The 16,374-nt window shown below is 69.3% G+C and carries 14 protein-coding genes and 2 pseudogenes; 4 read left to right on the top strand and 12 right to left on the bottom strand.

Annotated elements, in window-relative coordinates; genetic code table 11:
- Positions 1-92 precede the first annotated feature (92 nt).
- From ACFTZC_RS31705 to ACFTZC_RS31690, 4 genes are all read right to left on the bottom strand, one after another.
- Positions 93-2,189 carry a non-reducing end alpha-L-arabinofuranosidase family hydrolase gene (locus ACFTZC_RS31705; protein ID WP_382895524.1) on the bottom strand — a complete coding sequence of 699 codons (2,097 nt, stop codon included), beginning with the start codon at positions 2,187-2,189 and terminating at the stop codon, positions 93-95.
- 62 nt (positions 2,190-2,251) lie between these two features.
- Positions 2,252-3,907 (bottom strand): glycoside hydrolase 43 family protein, encoded by a 1,656-nt coding sequence (locus ACFTZC_RS31700; protein ID WP_382895522.1) that lies wholly within the window; start codon positions 3,905-3,907, stop codon positions 2,252-2,254.
- A gap of 303 nt (positions 3,908-4,210) precedes the next feature.
- Positions 4,211-4,735: a GNAT family N-acetyltransferase gene (locus ACFTZC_RS31695; RefSeq protein ID WP_382895520.1), complete on the bottom strand. Its 525-nt coding sequence runs from the start codon at positions 4,733-4,735 to the stop codon at positions 4,211-4,213.
- Positions 4,736-4,905: 170 nt separating this feature from the next.
- Entirely contained in the window at positions 4,906-5,985 is a 1,080-nt protein-coding gene (locus tag ACFTZC_RS31690; RefSeq protein ID WP_382895518.1) for an NADH:flavin oxidoreductase/NADH oxidase, read from the bottom strand.
- Between the two features lie 155 nt (positions 5,986-6,140).
- Here ACFTZC_RS31690 and ACFTZC_RS31685 point away from each other — a divergent pair, with 155 nt between their 5' ends.
- Entirely contained in the window at positions 6,141-6,497 is a 357-nt protein-coding gene (locus tag ACFTZC_RS31685; protein ID WP_382895516.1) for an ArsR/SmtB family transcription factor, read from the top strand.
- 111 nt (positions 6,498-6,608) lie between these two features.
- Positions 6,609-7,664, top strand: a complete 1,056-nt coding sequence (locus tag ACFTZC_RS31680) for a DUF6214 family protein (protein WP_382895514.1) — start codon at positions 6,609-6,611, stop codon at positions 7,662-7,664.
- A gap of 32 nt (positions 7,665-7,696) precedes the next feature.
- Here ACFTZC_RS31680 and ACFTZC_RS31675 read toward each other — a convergent pair whose 3' ends face one another.
- Positions 7,697-8,350 (bottom strand): DUF305 domain-containing protein, encoded by a 654-nt coding sequence (locus ACFTZC_RS31675; RefSeq protein ID WP_382895540.1) that lies wholly within the window; start codon positions 8,348-8,350, stop codon positions 7,697-7,699.
- Between the two features lie 183 nt (positions 8,351-8,533).
- On the opposite strand from ACFTZC_RS31675, the gene ACFTZC_RS31670 reads away from it, so the two are divergent.
- Positions 8,534-10,030 (top strand): LVIVD repeat-containing protein, encoded by a 1,497-nt coding sequence (locus ACFTZC_RS31670; protein ID WP_382895513.1) that lies wholly within the window; start codon positions 8,534-8,536, stop codon positions 10,028-10,030.
- Between the two features lie 34 nt (positions 10,031-10,064).
- On the opposite strand, the gene ACFTZC_RS31665 is transcribed toward ACFTZC_RS31670, so the two are convergent.
- From ACFTZC_RS31665 to ACFTZC_RS31650, 4 genes and pseudogenes are all read right to left on the bottom strand, one after another.
- Complete coding sequence (locus tag ACFTZC_RS31665; RefSeq protein ID WP_382895512.1) at positions 10,065-10,766, bottom strand: TetR/AcrR family transcriptional regulator; 702 nt, start codon at positions 10,764-10,766, stop codon at positions 10,065-10,067.
- A 409-nt stretch (positions 10,767-11,175) separates the two neighbouring features.
- On the bottom strand, positions 11,176-11,892 hold the full coding sequence (locus ACFTZC_RS31660; protein ID WP_382895538.1) for an NADPH-dependent F420 reductase: 717 nt from the start codon (positions 11,890-11,892) through the stop codon (positions 11,176-11,178).
- 110 nt (positions 11,893-12,002) lie between these two features.
- Positions 12,003-12,530, bottom strand: a pseudogene (locus ACFTZC_RS31655) (alpha/beta hydrolase fold domain-containing protein); the annotation flags it as partial.
- A gap of 40 nt (positions 12,531-12,570) precedes the next feature.
- Positions 12,571-12,939, bottom strand: a pseudogene (locus ACFTZC_RS31650) (alpha/beta hydrolase); the annotation flags it as partial.
- 132 nt (positions 12,940-13,071) lie between these two features.
- Between ACFTZC_RS31650 and ACFTZC_RS31645 the strand changes: the two are divergent.
- The gene (locus ACFTZC_RS31645; RefSeq protein ID WP_382895510.1) at positions 13,072-13,806 is read left to right on the top strand and encodes an MBL fold metallo-hydrolase; all 735 of its coding nucleotides are present in this window, start codon (positions 13,072-13,074) and stop codon (positions 13,804-13,806) included.
- 8 nt (positions 13,807-13,814) lie between these two features.
- Here ACFTZC_RS31645 and ACFTZC_RS31640 read toward each other — a convergent pair whose 3' ends face one another.
- The 3 genes from ACFTZC_RS31640 to ACFTZC_RS31630 all read right to left on the bottom strand — a co-directional run bounded on the left by ACFTZC_RS31640 (position 13,815) and on the right by ACFTZC_RS31630 (position 16,309).
- Positions 13,815-14,558 (bottom strand): SDR family NAD(P)-dependent oxidoreductase, encoded by a 744-nt coding sequence (locus tag ACFTZC_RS31640; protein WP_382895537.1) that lies wholly within the window; start codon positions 14,556-14,558, stop codon positions 13,815-13,817.
- 268 nt (positions 14,559-14,826) lie between these two features.
- A complete protein-coding gene (locus tag ACFTZC_RS31635) occupies positions 14,827-15,924 on the bottom strand; it encodes a Gfo/Idh/MocA family protein (RefSeq protein ID WP_382895509.1) in 1,098 nt (365 codons plus the stop codon).
- Positions 15,917-16,309: an ester cyclase gene (locus tag ACFTZC_RS31630; protein WP_382895507.1), complete on the bottom strand. Its 393-nt coding sequence runs from the start codon at positions 16,307-16,309 to the stop codon at positions 15,917-15,919. Before ACFTZC_RS31630 ends, ACFTZC_RS31635 begins: the two co-directional genes overlap by 8 nt.
- Positions 16,310-16,374: the final 65 nt, after the last annotated feature.

The following is a 16,374-nucleotide window of genomic DNA, read 5'->3' as shown; positions in this document are numbered from 1 at the left end:
TGTTTTTTTTTTAACCTCCTGGGGTTGGGGTTGTCCCCCTCCCCCGGGGGCCGCCCCCCGGGGGCCCCCCCCGGCGGATGCCGGCCCCTCGGTCAGCAGGCCGAGTTGGTCTGGGTGAGCAGGCCGAGCCGCCACGGCAGTGTGTTGTAGTCGCCGCTCGCGGCGGGGTTCATGCCCTGGTACACGTACTGCAACTTGCAGGCGGGGATCGTCAGCGTCTGGTCGTAGCCCGCGCGGATCATCTCGCCGTGACTGACATCCCTGGTCCAGGATCCGGCCGGGAAGGTGACATTGTTCGCCCGGGCGAAGGGGTTGCTCTCCGAGGCGGCCAGGGCAGTCCACGAGCCGGCCAGGCTGCTCGCGGTCCAGGACCGGAAGTAGCGCCGGCCGTCGGAGCCGATCGCCTCCACGACCAGCAGATACTGATTGGCGCCCTGCACCTTGTAGACGTTGGCGGCTTCGAACAGGGCGTACCTGTTGGCATCCTGGGCCGCGATGACGGTGTTGGTGAACCCGTTGGGGAACTGGGACACCGTCGTCTGCGAGCGGTAGAGATGCCCGTTGTCGTCGGAGGAGAACAGGTAGCAGTTGGCGCTGTCGCAGATCACCCACATGTCGACCCAGTAGCCGTTGCCGATGTTCTGCCTGATGATGTCCGGCATCGCGGAGTAGAAGTTGCGGGGCGCGCTCCAGCCGCCCGGGTTGCTGATGTCCGGGTTGGTGGAGAAGGACGCGTTGCCGGTCTGATAGACGAGGTACCACAGCCCTTGCGGGGCGTAGTAGAAGACCTGCGGCGCGGCCCGGTAGCCGGTGCCGATCGCGCTGCGGTCCAGGTAGTGGTGGGTCGCCGAACCGGCCTGGGACCAGTCGCTGAAGCTCAGGTACACCAGGTTGTAGCCGGCGGCGCTCGCCGTGCTGGCGAACACGTGGTACTTGCCGTTGTAGTAGACGACTGACGGGTCCTTGATCCCGGCGATGTTGTGGGTCGAGTCCGGCTTCGGGGCGATCAGCGCGCCGCTGGAGCTCCAGGAGAAGCTGCCGGGCAGGGCCGCCGGCGCCGCCGGCGCGGAGGCCGACCGGGCGCCCGCCGGGGTCGCCCCGCGGGTGCCCGGGGTGCCCGCCGTCGTGACCGCGCTGCCGCCGAGGGCGGTCAGCGTCGCCTGATAGGCCGCCTTCTTGTTGCCGCCACTGTCGAACAGCAGCGGGTTCTCCCCACTGCGCCAGGAGTCGCTGTCGCGGATGCCCCACACGGTGATCCCGTTGCACCGCGGGACGTTCATACACGCCCGGGCGGTGTTCGCGTACGCGGTCGTCGGCGCCTGGGCGATGTCGAGTTCGGTGATCTGTACGTCCACGCCGAGCGCCGCGAAGTTCGACAGCGTCGTCTGGAAGGCGGCCGGGGGGCCGCCGGTGCCGAAGTGGGCCTGGAAGCCGACGCAGTCGATGGGCACACCGCGCGCCTTGAAGTCGCGCACCATGCGGTACACGCCCTGGGTCTTGGCGTCGTTCCAGTTCTCGATGTTGTAGTCGTTGTAGCAGAGCTTGGCCGCCGGATCGGCGGCCCGCGCGGTGCGGAAGGCCTGCTCGATGAAGCCGTCACCGAGCAGGTTCTGGAACACCGAGGGGCGGTGCTGACCGCTGCCCCCGTCGGCGAACGCCTCGTTGACCACGTCCCAGGCCTGGACCTTGCCCTTGTAGTGGTTCATCACGGTGGTGATGTGGTTGTTCATCACGCCGCGCAGTGTGTTGGCGTCCGTGAGGGAGCTGACCCAGCTGGGCAGTTGGGAGTGCCAGACCAGTGTGTGACCCCGGACGCGCTGGCCGCGCGCCGAGGCGCGGTTGACGATCTGATCGGCGGGGGCGAAGTTGAACGAGCCGCGGGACCGCTCGACGGTGTCCCACTTCATCTCGTTCTCCGGCGTGACCGAGTTGAACTCGCGGTCCAGGATCGTCGCGTACGTTCCGTCGCCCAGCTTGCCGGCGGCCACGGCGGTCCCGAAGTACCGCCCGGACTGGGCCGCCTGGGCGCCCAGGGTGCTCGCCCGGACGGTTGTGGCCCCGGTCCCGGTTCCTGCTTCGGTCGTATCGACGGGCGCGGCGGCGGCGACCCCGGTCGCGAGCAGCGCGGAGGCGGTCAGCAGGCCTAACACCGAGGCGCGGCGGCGGCCGCGTCGTATGAGTGGATTCATGGTTCTCCTCGTACGGTCGGTTGGGACAGGGATGCGGATGCGGTGTGAGTGGAGAGGAGGGCTCAGGGCGTCGAGAGTTCGAACCGCGCCACGCCGACCGAGCCGCCGAGCGCCTGCGTCGCGTAGTTGAAGAGGGCGAACCGGTACCCCATGAAGAACTGCCAGTTGTTGCCCATGGTGAAAGCGGGTCCCAGGCGTGTGAAGTTGACGCCGTCGGTGCTGTAGGAGAAGGTGCCGGGGCGGGGTGCGCCGGGCCGGATGTCGGCGGTGGCGCGCAGCCAGAGACGGCCACCGGAGAACGGGGCGCCCGCCGTCTCGTACCCGGTGCCGGTGGTGTTCCAGTTGCCGTCCATGGTCAGCCCGGCGACGGTGACGATCCGTGGGACGCCGCCGTCCCGCTTCACACCGATCCACGCGGAGGCGTCGCGCAGCAGCGCCAGCCCCGCCCGGTCGCCGTCCCGCATCCCGGCGCAGTCGAGCTGGATCGTCGCGGTGGACGTGGGGCCCTGGACGCGGTGGGTGAGTGTGTTCCGGGCCCAGTACAGGTCGTCGGTGACGGTCGCGGTGCGCAGCGTCAGGCCGTTGCCGACGGACCACTTCCCGTTGTCCGGGTTGTGGTTCCACTCCCACCGGGGTTTCAGGGCCGTGCCGTCGAAGGTGTCGACGCCGGTCATCGGGGTGACCTGCCGGGGCGGTGGCGGCACGACGGGAGAGGGATACGACGCTCCCCAGGCGCCGTTCACGAGCTGCACGACGGGCCAGCCGTCCGAGGTCCAGGCGATCGGTGCCAGGGCCGGGACCCGGCCGCCGGGGTAGGCGTCCACGAAGGCCATGTAGTACCAGGCACCGTTCCGGGTCTGCACGAGTCCGCCCTGGTGCGGGACGCCCCCGCCGGGCACCGGCCCCCCGAGGTCGAGGAGGACCTGCCGCAGGGTGTACGGGCCGAAGGGTCCGCTCGTCGACCGGAGTATGTACTGGCCGTTGGCGGGGCGGGTCAGGAAGATGTAGTAGTTGCCGTTGATCTTGTAGAAGCGCGCCCCCTCCAGGGTCCCGATGCTTGAGGGCGTGCTGAACACCTGCTGGGTACGGACCTGGGTGCGCCCGTCCGCGGAGAGCTGGGCCACGCTGATCTCCGTGTTGCCGTACGCCACGTACAGGGTGTCGTCGGTGTCGACGAGCAGCCCCGCGTCGTAGTAGGCGGTTCCGATCGTCGTGAGCCTGTTCCACGGGCCCTCGACGGCGGTGGCCGTGTAGAGGTACGTACGGGCGAAGTCGATCTGGCCGAGCCAGTAGAAGGTCCGGTTGCCGGGGCGGTAGGCGAGCGACGACGCCCAGATGCCCCGGACGTAACCGCGGCCGCCGTTGAGGTCGTATTTGCTCCCGAAGTCCAGGACCGGCACGGAGTGACCGGCGATCTCCCAGTTGACCAGGTCGTACGAGCGCAGGACGGGGGCTCCCGGCGAGTAGTGCATCGTGGAGGCCGAGCAGTAGTAGACGTCGCCGACCCGGATGATGTCGATGTCCGCGAAGTCCTGCCACACCACCGGATTCGTGTACGGCCCGGCGGCCGGTGCCGCCGGTGCGACGGCGGCACCGGCCACGGGCGCGGACGTCGCCGCGTGCGCGGTCGCCGTACCCGGCAGCGCGGCGCCGGCGATCAGTCCGGTGGCTGTCACCAGTGCCCCGCGTCGGCTGTGTTCTTGTTCGAGCCATGACATGTCGGCCGTTCCTCCTCGCGTACGGTGCGAAAGGTTTCGACGGAGTCGCCCGAACTGCCGACGGGTGCTGGGAGAACGACATGCGGAACTGCCTGGCCCGCGCGGTGCGGTGAGGTGCGCGGACCGCGTCGGATCGGTCATGGTTCGAGAACCGCAGGTTCGAAGTGTCGAACACAGACCGGCGCTTCGGACGTCTTGGATGATAGAAGCCCCAGCGCGCGCGTCAATACCCTCTGCGTCATTCGGAATTGGCAGCGAAATGTTTCGAAGCGCCCGGGCCGTCCCGCCGGTCCGCGGGGGAGGTCAGGGCTCCCGCGAGAGGTCCCGCTCCATCAGTACGGTGTCGACCCACCGCCCGTGCTTGTAGCCGACCTCCGTCAGCCGCCCGGCGTGGGTGAAGCCGAACCGCCGGTGCAACGCGGCCGACGCGTCCTGGCCGGTGTCCGCGATGACCGCGACCATCCGCCGTCGGCCCGCCCGCGCGCACCGCTCCACGAGGGTCCCCAGCAGGGCGCTGCCCAGGCCCATGCCGGTGTGGCGGGGGGAGAGGTAGATCGTGTCCTCCACCGTGTTCCGGTAGGCGGGCCGGGGGCGCCACGGTCCCGCGTACGCGTACCCGGCCACTTCCCCGGCCACCTCGGCGACCAGGAACGGGGCGTCCCGGGAGGTGAGGTCCTGGAAGCGCCGCAGCCAGTCGTCGGCCGTCGGCGGCACCTCCTCGAACGTCACCACGCTGTGCAGGACGTAGTGGGCGTAGATCCCGGCCACGGCGTGGAGATCCGCGGGCGCGGCGGGACGGACGACGGTCTGCTGAGCCGGCGTTCCCATGGCTCGTTCCCCTGTTCGCTGGCCGCCCGGCCGGACGACCGGGCCACGACCGCGTCATCGTACGTCGCGCGGCCGGGCGGGTCGGCGCCGGGCGGGTCGGCGCCGGGAAGCCCGGCCGGGTGACCGCCGGTCCGCGCTCCCCGCAGTCACCGCTCCGGCTCTCCCGCCGCTCAGACCGCCCGGTCGTACTGCGGCGGGGTGTGCACCGTACCGCCCAGCTCACCGGCGGCGCGGCGGGCCCAGGACGGGTCGCGCAGCAGCTCCCGGCCGAGCAGGACGGCATCGGCCTCGCCGTTCGAGAGGATCTTCTCGGCCTGCTCGGGCCGGGTGATCAGACCGACCGCCGCCACGGGCAGCCGGGTCTCCGCCTTGACGCGCGCCGCGAACGGCACCTGGTAGCCGGGGGTGACCGGAATGCGCACGCCGGAGGCGTTGCCGCCGCTGGACACGTCGAGCAGGTCCACGCCGTGCGCCAGCAGCTCGTCCGCGAGGCGCACCGTGTCGTCGACGGTCCAGCCGCCCTCGTCGAGCCAGTCCGTGGCGGAGATCCGGAAGAGGACCGGCAGCTCGTCGGGCCACTCGGCGCGGACGGCGTCCACGACCTGGAGGGCGAAGCGCGCGCGGTTCTCGAAGGAGCCGCCGTAGGCGTCCGTACGCCGGTTGCTGTGCGGCGACAGGAACTCGCCGATCAGATAGCCGTGTGCCCCGTGCACCTCGACGACCTCGAACCCTGCCTCCCGGGCGCGCCGGGCCGCCGCGGCGAACTGGCCGACGATCTCCTCGATCTGCTCCACCGTCAGCTCGGCGGGGAGGAGGTGGCCGTCCGCGAAGGGCACCGGGCTCGGCGCCAGCGGCTCCCACCCGTTCGCCTCGGGGCCGACCGGGCCGCCGCCCTTCCACGGCCGGTCCGTGCTGGCCTTGCGCCCGGCATGTGCGAGCTGGATCGCGGAGACGGTCCCCTGCTCGGCGAGGAAGCGCGTGATCCGGCGGAACCCGGCCACCTGGGTGTCGTTCCAGATACCGAGGTCGGCGGGGCTGATCCGGCCCTCCGGGCTGACCGCCGTGGCCTCGGTGAGAATCAGGCCCGTACCGCCGACGGCGCGCGCCGCGAGATGGGCGAAGTGCCAGTCGCCCGGCACACCGGCGTCCGGGCCCGACTCCTCCGCGCTGTACTGGCACATCGGTGCCATCCAGATCCGGTTCGGGATGGTCAGGGATCGCAGGGTGTACGGCTCGAACAGTGAGCTCACGGCAGGCTCCATTCGCAACGTGTCTGAGGGGCGGGGGCGGTACTGGAGGGGAAGGCTCGGCTCATGCTTCGTACGGTACCCACCGTAGTACGGGAAATGTCAAACTACGAAGATCTTCGTATAATGGACGCACGCCTCGATCGAGTGGAGCCGCCGTGACCGCCACGACCAGCACCCGTGAGCTTGCCCACCCCTCCTGTACGGAGATCCGCCTGGAGGGTGTGCTGCACGCGCTCGCAGACCCCCTGCGGCTGCGGATCGTCCGGGAGCTGGACGCCGACGGCGGGGAGCTGTCCTGTTCACACTTCGACCTGCCCGTCACCAAGTCGACCACCACCCACCACTTCAGGGTGTTGCGGGAGAACGGGGTGATCCGGCAGGTCTACCGGGGGACGGCCAAGATGAGCGGGCTCCGCAGGGAGGACCTGGACACGCTCTTCCCCGGGGTGCTCGACAGCGTCCTCGACGCCGCCGCCGCGCAGGAGGTCAGGCTCGCTGCTTCACCCCTCTGATCAGGCATGATGTGCGGCGACGGGCTGGTGCTATGAGCCGACAGGGTGCCGTACGGGCCGACGCGTGCGCGCCAAAACCATAGGGGCGGATTGCCTGATTAAGTTGTGAATGTGTCGGAACACAGACTGATGTCCGCCCAAGAACCCCCTGACCGCGACGCGTGCGAGTGGCCCGTGTGGGAAGTGCAGGGGCACGGCACGGTGACCGTCGCCGGAGACCCCCGGGACGGCGCCGGGCGATGCGAGCTCCTGCCGCCGTGGGTCGATGTCCGGCTGACGTTCCAGGACGGCGCCCGGATCGATGTGCTCGCGGTGGTACGGGAGGGCCGGATCGCCATCGAGGACGCGCAGGCGGATCCGCCACTGGCGCTCGAAGGGTTCGCCGCGCTGGCCGACGCGATCGAGGCGCCCCTCCAGAACGCCTGCCAGGTGGTCGCCGGGCCGCACAGACCGCCCGTACCCCAGCCTGGTCCGGTGCCGCCCCCCGAGGGCCGGAGCGGCCCGGCGGAGGCGGCGGACGCGATGGACGCTTCGAGTGCGTCGGGCGCGTCCGGTACGGAGAGTACGGCGGGTATGGCGGGTCCGCCGGAGAGGCCGACGCCGCCCGCCGGTCTTCACGCCGGCCCCGTTCCCGGCACGGATGCCTGGCCCGGACACATGACCCGGCCCGGCCCGGGAACCGAGACGGACCCTGTGCCCACGCCCGGCACGCCGGCAGCCCCGGAGGCGGCGCCCCCGGAGGGGCCGACGGTCTCCGAGCCCCCCACCAGCGCCGAGACGCCGACCACCCCCGAGACGCCGAAGATCTCCGGGACCCCAGCCGTCTCCGAGCCCCCCTCCCTCGCCGGGACACCGGCCACCGCCGAGCCCCAGGCCGCCGTCCCCGTGGCGCCGGCCCCCTCCGTTGCGCCGACCGCCCCCGGAGACCCTTCCGGGGGCGAGCGGGGGCCCGTGGAATCCGGCCGCCACCGGGCCCGTACGTCCGCTTCGCGCGGCGGCGCGGCCCGGCGCGGCGTCGCCGAGATCTACCGCGCCGCCCAGAGCGCCGGCCAGGACCCCGTGCTCGCCGTCATGTCCGCCACCGGATTCAGCCGACGCAAGGCGCTCCGGCTGATCGCGGGGGCGCGCGACGACGGTCATCTCAGCCCCCGTCACCACCGCCGCTGACCTCACGCGGCGTCAGCGGGTGCCGTTCGGGCTCACATCGAGCGCATCCGGTTCATCTCGACGGTCTGCTGGGCGATGACCTCGTTGGCCATCTCCCCGATCAGGATGTTGTTCCCTTCCGAGACCGCCTCGGTCGCCATCGTGACCGCGCCCTGATGGTGAGTGATCATCAGCTTCAGGAACAGCTCGTCGAACGCCGTGCCCTTCGCCGCACGCAACTGCGTGAGCTGAGCCTCGGTGGCCATGCCGGGCATCGTCATGTGGTCATGGCTGTTCTGCTCCTCGGCCCCGCCGTTGTTCTTCAGCCACGCCTCCATGGCGCCGATCTCCGGCTCCTGCGCGGCCGAGATCCGTGACGCGAGCCGCTTCACCTGCGTCGAGGACGCCCGTTCCGGGACGAGCGCGGTCATGTCCAGCGCCTGGCCGTGATGGACGATCATCATCTGCGCGTAGGTGAAGTCGGCCGCGTTGGGGGTGTCGTCGGGCGCGGCCTTCTTCGCCTCCTCGGGGGAGAGCGTCCTGGCCGGTTCACCCGGTTTCCCGGGCGCCACCACGCCAGGACCCTGCGCCGCCTTCGTCTCCGCGGCCTTGTCGTCCCCCGAGTCGCAGGCTCCCAGGGCGAGTACGGCGACGGCCACCGCCGCCGCGACGGCGGACCGGCGGGTACGCGGATTCCGGTGGCGGATCAACACGGTGACCTCCTACAGCGCAGGGGCAGGACAGAACACGTTCCTAACACGCTTCCGCGTGCGAGTGATCAAAAACTTTCATTACGTCTCTGTTGCCATCTGTTGAGATGTACATGAGAAGGACGATACTGCCGAGGTCCGAGACCCGTTCCACTCTGGACGGATACAAGGGAGGACGCAGTGACCTCGTTGCACACCACCCGCGTGCGGCGCAGACGTCTGGGCGTGGCGGCAGCCGCGGCCGGGCTCTTCGCGACGCTGCTGACCGCAGGGCCGGCGCTCGCCACACCCGACCCCGGTGACGCCCCGGCCAAGGAGAAGGTCTCCAAGAGCCAGGCCGCCGACGTGAAGGAGGCCATCGCACAAGGCGACATACCCGGCGTGGACGAAGTCGTCCACAGCTCCAACATCACGCATGTGGCCAATGTCCCGAAGGACTTGATCACGGGGACCAACTCGGATCTCGCCTTCCAGGGCAAGTACGCCTTCGCGGGGAACTACGACGGTTTCCGGATCTTCGACATCAGCAACCCGAAGTCCCCCAAGACCGTCGCGCAGGTGCTCTGCCCGGGATCGCAGAACGACATCTCGGTCTCCGGCAACCTGCTCTTCCTCTCGACCGACTCCTCCCGCAGTGACAACTCCTGCAACAGCGTCGCGCAGTCCGCGACGGTCAAGGAGTCGTGGGAGGGCATGAAGATCTTCGACATCAGCGACAAGCGGAACCCCAAGTACGTCGCCGCGGTCGAGACGGCGTGCGGCTCGCACACCCACACGCTGGTGCCGAAGAAGAAGGACGTCTACGTCTACGTCTCGTCGTACTCGCCGAGCACGTCCTTCCCGGACTGCCAGCCGCCGCACGACGGCATCTCCATCATCAAGGTGCCGCGCAAGGCACCCCAGAAGGCCGAACTCCTCGATTTCGAGGTGCTGTTCCCGGAGGGCGGCAACCCCGGAGCGCCCACCAACCCGGGCGTCTCGGCGACCACCGGCTGCCACGACATCACCGTGCTGCCCTCGAAGGACCTGGCCGCCGGTGCCTGCATGGGCGACGGCATCCTGATGGACATCAAGAACCCGGAACGCCCCAAGGTGATCGACCAGGTCCAGGACAACGTGAACTTCGCGTTCTGGCACTCGGCCACGTTCAACCAGAAGGCGAACAAGGTCATCTTCACCGATGAGCTGGGCGGCGGTGGCGCCGCCACCTGCAACGAGGCGATCGGTCCGAACCGGGGTGCCGACGGCATCTACGACATCGTCGGCAAGGGCGACCAGCGCAAGCTGGTCTTCCGCAGCTACTTCAAGATCCCCCGGCACCAGGCCGACACCGAGAACTGCGTCGCCCACAACGGCTCGCTGATCCCGGTCAAGGGCCGCGACATCATGGTCCAGTCCTGGTACCAGGGCGGCGTCTCCGTCTGGGACTTCACCAACTCCTCGAAGCCGAAGGAGATCGCGTACTTCGAGCGCGGTCCGATCTCGGCCGAGACGCTGGTGGGCGGCGGCACCTGGTCCTCGTACTACTACAACGGCTACATCTACTCGAACGACATGGTCAAGGGCTTCGACGTGCTGAAGCTCGACGACCGCCTGACCGATCCCGCGAAGCGGGTGCGGATGGACGAGCTGAACGTCCAGACGCAGCCCGACTACTTCGCCGACTTCGGCCACTGAGGGACGATGTCCTGAGACGTTCCGCCGGGCGGCCTCACGCCCGGCGGGACCGGACCCGGGGTCTGCCGTCCGGGTCCGGCCGGGCTCGCCTGCCCGCGGTGACAACAGCCGTCGGCGCGGCGGGTGTTCCCTGATCCGGCCGGGCCCATACGGCGGACCCCGACTCCCAGTCGAGGCCGTAGCGGTCGAACAGCTCGGCCCGCAGCCGGGGGAGCGGCATCGGCGCCCCCGGCATCAGCGCCGCGAAGACCGCGCCCATCAGCAGGGCACGCAGCATCGGATAGTCGGTGTCCGGATCCGCCGACCCGTACCGCTCCACCGTCTCGCGCAGCAGGCCCGCGAGCCGCTGCTGCTCGGAGCACTGCACGAACCCCTCCGCCTGGAGGATGCCGGCCATGTGGGCGCGCATCAGGACAGGACTCTCCACCGTGAGCCCGAGGATCGCGTCGATCGCCCGCGCCATCAGCTCCCGGCCGTCCTCCGTGGCCGGCTCCCGCTCCAGCGCGGCGGCGAGCGTGCGGTGCATCAGCCGGTGCACGGCGGACTGGAACAGCTGGCGCTTGCCCGGGAAGTAGTACGAGATCAGCCCGCGCGCGGAACCGGCCCGGTCCGCGATGTCGGCCAGCGTCGTCGCCTCATAACCGCGCTCGGCCACCAGCTCCACCGTGGCCTGCAGCAGCCGCTCCCGGGAGCGCCGGCGCAGCTCCTCATTGACCGACGCGCTCCGCGGGGACATGCTTGACTCCTGCGTTGACTGGCTCTAAGCCAGTATACTCGGGGCGTCCCGTCGAGGGCCCTTCCGGGTCGGCGCACGGGGCTGCCGCAGGGCTTGGGCGACGCGGGGGATCGCCCAAGCTTTGTGGCGCGCTCTCCGGCTTTCTGCTGTGAGCTGCATGTTTGCAGGTCACAAGCAGAAAGCTAGAGAAAGTGGAAGTGTCGGTTTCGCCGTCTTCGATCACTTCTGATCGTACTCATGCTGAGTCGATGCTGACTTGGACCGGCCGCAAAGGGCTCTTGGCCTGAGGTTCGTGCGCGCATTAAGTGCGTTGTGGGTGTTACGGGCGATATCCCGATGCTGAAATGATGCTCATTTGACGCCCGTTCTGATGGAGTGTCAGGCGACCTGTTGGGCAGATCAGGACAAGTCAGTGGTCGACGCGCACCGCCTCCGAACCTCTGAACAGTTCCTGCAGCCCCGAGCATTTCTGAGGCCAGATACCCGCGTCGGCGAGGTCTTCGTGCCGCAGGGTGTCAGCCGTGACCTGCTGTCCCGGGCCGGGGTCGCCGCCCTGCAGTGCGGCTGTCGTGCTGTGGCCTTCGCTGAAGTACGGGTCGCTGTAGGCCGGTGTGTCCTGCTCGAAGCGCCACCCCTCGGCGAGGATGCCCGCGTCCACGGCGTCGTAGCCGATCGTGTCGAGGAAGGCCGTGACCTGCTGCGTGGCGTGTGCGTCGTCGCCGGCGAGCGCCAGTGCGGACCGGTCAGGGGCGCCGGAGGGGCGGGCCAGCTTGGCCAGGTGGGTCGAGCCGATGTTGCTGAAGGCCCTGACCACGTGGGATGCGGGCAGGTGGGTCTGGAGGAGTTCGCTGATGGTGGTGGTCCCTGCCTCCAGCTCGTCGATCGCGCCGCCTTGAAAGGCCGGGTAGTAGTTGTTCGTGTCGATCACCGTCTTGCCGCGCAGCGGTTCGACGGGGACAGTGCGGTAGGCGGGCAGGGGAATCGTCACGACGACCAGTTCGCTCGCTGCTGCGGCCTCGACGGGGGTGGCCGCTCGGGCGCGCGGGCCGAGTTCGGCCACGAGCACGGCCAGGGTGGCCGGGCCGCGCCGATTGCTGAGGACGACGTGGGCTGAGTTGCTTCGGATACGCCGCTCGTTGTCGGCCCCACAGCGTGGTTGTGAGGGTGCCGCATACGAAGACAGTCGCCGACGGATCCGAGAGGCGCGGTGCCGTCACCCGCGGTCGAGGAGTCGCGTTACAGGGAGGTGATGACTCGTGTCCGGTCCGCGATGACACGATTGTTGAGGGCCGAGTCCGGATTGAGCCAGTCGTGGCCGCGCGGCGCTCCGAGGCGGACGTGCAGTTCGCACTCGACGCCCGCTCGCAGCAGGTTCCTGGCGAAGTCGATGCTCTTCTCGTCGCGGAAGATGTCCAGCGTGCCGACTTCGATATGGGCGGGTGCGAGGCCGGTGAAGTCCGTCAGCCGGCCCGGCGCCGCCACGGACGAGACCGACTCGGTGCCGAGGCCGTCACCCAGCAGGGCTGCCCAGCCGGTGTAGTTGTTGTCGTAGGTCCACGTCGCGGTGGGGGCCGGCACGGAGTCGGGAACGATGTTGCGGTCGTCGAGCATCGGATAGACGAGGATCTGGCGGGCGAGCGGGATGTCGTTGTCCCGGGCCGGTACGGCCGCGCCCGCGCAGATGGCGCCGCCGCTGTCGCCCATGACGGCGATGTGCGCGAGGTCGACACCGAGCTGGCCGACGTGTTCGTGCAGCCGGAGGAGTGCGGCGAAGGTGCTCGGCCGAGGTGGTGCCCTGGTGTTCGGGGGCCAGGCGGTAGCCGACCGTGAGGAAGGGCACCCCGGTCAGTTGGACGTAGTGGCGCATCAGCGGGTCGTAGCTCTCCACGGTGCCGCCGATCTTGTCGCCGCCGTGGACGTGGACCACCGCGGAGCCGGTGCCCGCTCCGTTGCGGACGTACCAGCGCAGGGGGATGCCGGTGCCGCCCTCGGTGGACCGTGTACGGCGGGGCAGGCCTGAGTCGGTCTCGATCTGTTCGCGCTGACCCACGATTCGCGGGTGAGTACGCGTCCGGGCCCGGTCGTTCGAGCGGTCGGGCCCAGACGCATGTCCTGTCCGGCCACCCTGCGGAACCGGGGAGGGGCCGGCCGAACCTGGGTCCAACTGGGCCATCCTCGCAGGCCCGAGCGGTGTGGAGCGGCCATAACACTGGAGGAACGGACCCGATGTGGTCGTTCGGCATCCGAAATCCGGCGCCGGGCAGGACGCGTCCCGCCCGGTTCCCGCGAGAAATGAGAAGCAGCCATGGCAACGGAGCAGTGGGAGATCGGCGACGTCACCGTCACCAAGATCGAAGAGGTGGCGTTCTGGGCACCGATGGACGAGTCGTTCAACGGGCTGCGGACCGACTTCCTGGAGCGCTTCAGCAAGGTGTGGGACCCGGCCGACGTCGACGGGGTCATCTGCACACACCTGCACACCGACCATGTCGGCTGGAACACCCGTCTCGTCGACGGAGCATGGGCGCCCACCTTCCCCAACGCCACCTACCACTGCGTCCGTGAGGAGTTCGAATTCTGGAAGGGATACGCCAAGACCGACGGCTCCGGCACCTCGTACTCCGAGTTCGCGTGCACGATGATGGACGGCCCCGCGGTGTTCAACGACTCGGTGCGCCCGATCGCCGACGCCGGACTGGTCGGCTTCGTGGACCCGGACAGCGAACTGACCCCGGAGGTCTCACTCGTCCCGAGCTTCGGCCACACACCCCATCACGTCGCGGTGCGCATCGAATCCAAGAATGAGAGCGCCGAGATCACCGGTGACCTGATGCACTACCCGTGCCAAGTCACGCGCCCGGACTGGTCGGCCGAGTTCGACTTCGACAAGCACGCCTCGGCCGAGACCCGTGACGCGCTCGTGAAACAGTACGCGGACACCGGGACGCTCATCCTCAGCGCCCACTTCGGCACCCCGACCGGCGGCCACATCGTCAGCGACGGCGACGCCAAGGCGCTCCCTGACGGGATGACGGTCTGAATGCCCACTCAGAGCTGGCTGTGGCCGCCGTCGACGTAGATCTCTGATCCGGTCATGAAGCTGCTGCTGTCCGAGGCGAGGAAGACCACGACGTTGGCGGTCTCCTCGGGTGTGGCGATGCGGTTCATGGGGGTGGCCGTGGTCAGGCTCTCCATCAGTGCTGCGAGGTCGTCGGTGAGTTCGGCGAGAGCGGCCGTGTTGGTGGCTCCAGGAGCGAGGACGTTGACGCGGATGCCCTGGTTGACGAGTTCCGCGGCCCAGGTGCGGCCCAGGGATCGGACGGCGGCCTTGGTTGCGGCATAGACGCCCATGCCGGGGGCGGCCTTCACATCGATGGAGGAGCCGCAAAGGATCACCGAGGACCCCTTCGTGAGCAGCGGCAGCGCCTTTTGGACGGTGAACACCATGCCGCCGACGTTGGTGTTGAACGTGGACATGAACTCCTCCCAGGTGATCTCGCCCAGGGAGCCGACGCTGCCGACGCCCGCGTTGGCGTAGAGGATGTCGAGTCCGCGACCGCTCTCCTTGATGATGGTCATGACGCGGTCAAGGTCGGAGAGGACGGTGACGTCGGCGGCGATGCCCGTCGCCCTGTCCGCGCCTATCTCCGCCACGGCCTCCTCCAGCCGTTCCTCGCGTCGGCCGGTCAAGAAGACGTATGCCCCTTTGGCGGCGAGCGCGCGAGCTGCCGCGAGTCCGATGCCGGAGGTGGCACCGGCGATGAGGGCGGTCTTGTGGTCGAGCTGTCCCACTGGGGTCTCCATCTTCTACTTTGTACGATGCGATTGCATCGACGGGCTCTGTCGCACCAACGCGGCTGCGCTCCGCGGCGGTTGGGGTCCAGGGGGAACGGGCGTCCCGCCCGCGGTGCGTGGCGTGTCCTGTTGCTGTCTCGGCCGAGGCCTTCAAGCAGGCGCATGGCGCTGTGCGGGGATATCTTGTGTGGCCCGGCTCAAGGAGGAGCTGGCCGTGAGTGGCGGGCCGGGTCGCCTGTTGTGCGACCCGGCGCCGTTTCGTCTGTCAGAGGTGGGTGGTGGTTCGTCGCCCCGTGGTGGCGGAGCGCTGAATCGCGTCCAGGAGCCGGTGGCGCCTGACGGCGTGGGCGAAGTCCGGAGCCAGGGCCGTGCCGTGGATGAGGTCGTGGCGGATGGCGGCGTACCCGTGGGCCAGCGTGTGGCTCACGGTTCCGGCCAGGTCGGGATAACGGTCGTGGCCGCTGGGCGGCGTGAGCCGGGCAGGCCGGCTGCCGTTGCGTGTGCCGTGCACCGTGACCGGCCCGATGTGCGGGAACTCGGCGCCGGTGACTTCGAGTCGTCCTTGCGTGCCGTCGATGACCAGCGAGAATCCCGCACCCGACGCCGCGCCCCCACGGTGGTGGACGGACAGGATTGCCCCGCCCTTCACCGTGCCGGAGACCGCGATCTGGTCTTCGGCGGTCATCGGGACCACTTGCCCGGTGGTGCCCAGAGGGACCTGGGGGCGCCGGGTCGCGGTCGTGGCGACCACGTCCTGAAGCTCCCCGACGACCATCGACACCAGGTCGATCGCATGCCCGAAGGCGATGGTCAGCATCGTGGCCCCGAGCTGACGGTCGAGTGTGTAGACCTGCCGCTGCGAGACCGGGGTGCCCCATTCGGTCGAGGAGGCCACCACGGTGGCGGAGAGCACCTCTCCCACAAACCCCTGGGAGACCAGGTCGGTCAGCCAGCGGAAGGTGGGCGAGGAGCGCCCCTGCAGGCCGACGAAGGTACGTGTCCTTCCGGCGGCATGCTGCATCTCCTCGGCCTCGGCCAGGTCGACCGCGAGCGGCCATTCGGTGAGCACCGGCACGCCCGCTTCGAGCGCGGGCAGCACGATCTCGCGATGCCGGGGCACTTTGACGGCGACCACGACGAGGTCGACGTTGTCGTCGCCGGCGAGCTCCTCGACCGAGGTGTACGCAGGCACGTTGTACATCGCTCCAGCGGCATGCGCCGAAGCCGGTGAGCTCACCGCCAGCGCGCGCAGCTCCATTCCGTTGACGGCCGCCAGCGCGGGCAGGTGGGCGCCGGCCGCCCAGCCTCCCCGCGCGCTCAGGCCGACGACGCCGACTCCGATCGGACGGCGGAGGTCAGGCACGCAGCTGCTGCTTGAGCGTCTCGGTGTCGTGCAGGTTGGTCATGTGCACGAACCGTCCGTCGCGTACCCGGTAGATGGCGTACTCCACGATTTCGAACGAGGCGCCGGTGGGAGCCACGCCGAGATACTCCTTCACGGGCGTGCCCGTGTTGGTCAGCCGGGCGGCGATAGTGTCTCCGTCGACCTTGAGGTCCTCAAGCTCCCAGTGGAAGTCCGGCACCGCCTCGATCTCGGCGGTCAGTGCGGCGTGGGCCTGGGCACGAGTCGCCGGATCGCCGTAGTAGGTGATTTCATCGCTGATGAACTCGTCCACGCGGTGCAGTTCGTGGGCGTTGAGCATGTCGATGTAGCGCTGGTAGAACGTGCGCAGGTCGTTGGCAGACATGATGGCCTTTCTTTCGGCCCCCGGGAACGGAAGCCCAATGCCTTTTGTTCGTTCTGCGCGGGTAC

Origin of the sequence: Streptomyces sp. NPDC056987 (genome assembly GCF_042673865.1) — a bacterium.
Classification (GTDB): domain Bacteria; phylum Actinomycetota; class Actinomycetes; order Streptomycetales; family Streptomycetaceae; genus Streptomyces.
The sequence above is the reverse complement of the archived record's forward strand: the minus strand, read 5'-3'. Positions and strand labels throughout refer to the sequence as shown.

Bases quoted from the DNA above. Each gene is read 5' to 3' on its own strand.
- ACFTZC_RS31665 (WP_382895512.1), bottom strand. From the start codon at position 10,766: ATGTCCCCGCGGAGCGCGTCGGTCAATGAGGAGCTGCGCCGGCGCTCC.
- ACFTZC_RS31700 (WP_382895522.1), bottom strand. From the start codon at position 3,907: ATGTCATGGCTCGAACAAGAACACAGCCGACGCGGGGCACTGGTGACA.
- ACFTZC_RS31645 (WP_382895510.1), top strand. From the start codon at position 13,072: ATGGCAACGGAGCAGTGGGAGATCGGCGACGTCACCGTCACCAAGATC.
- ACFTZC_RS31695 (WP_382895520.1), bottom strand. From the start codon at position 4,735: ATGGGAACGCCGGCTCAGCAGACCGTCGTCCGTCCCGCCGCGCCCGCG.
- ACFTZC_RS31705 (WP_382895524.1), bottom strand. From the start codon at position 2,189: ATGAATCCACTCATACGACGCGGCCGCCGCCGCGCCTCGGTGTTAGGC.
- ACFTZC_RS31630 (WP_382895507.1), bottom strand. From the start codon at position 16,309: ATGTCTGCCAACGACCTGCGCACGTTCTACCAGCGCTACATCGACATG.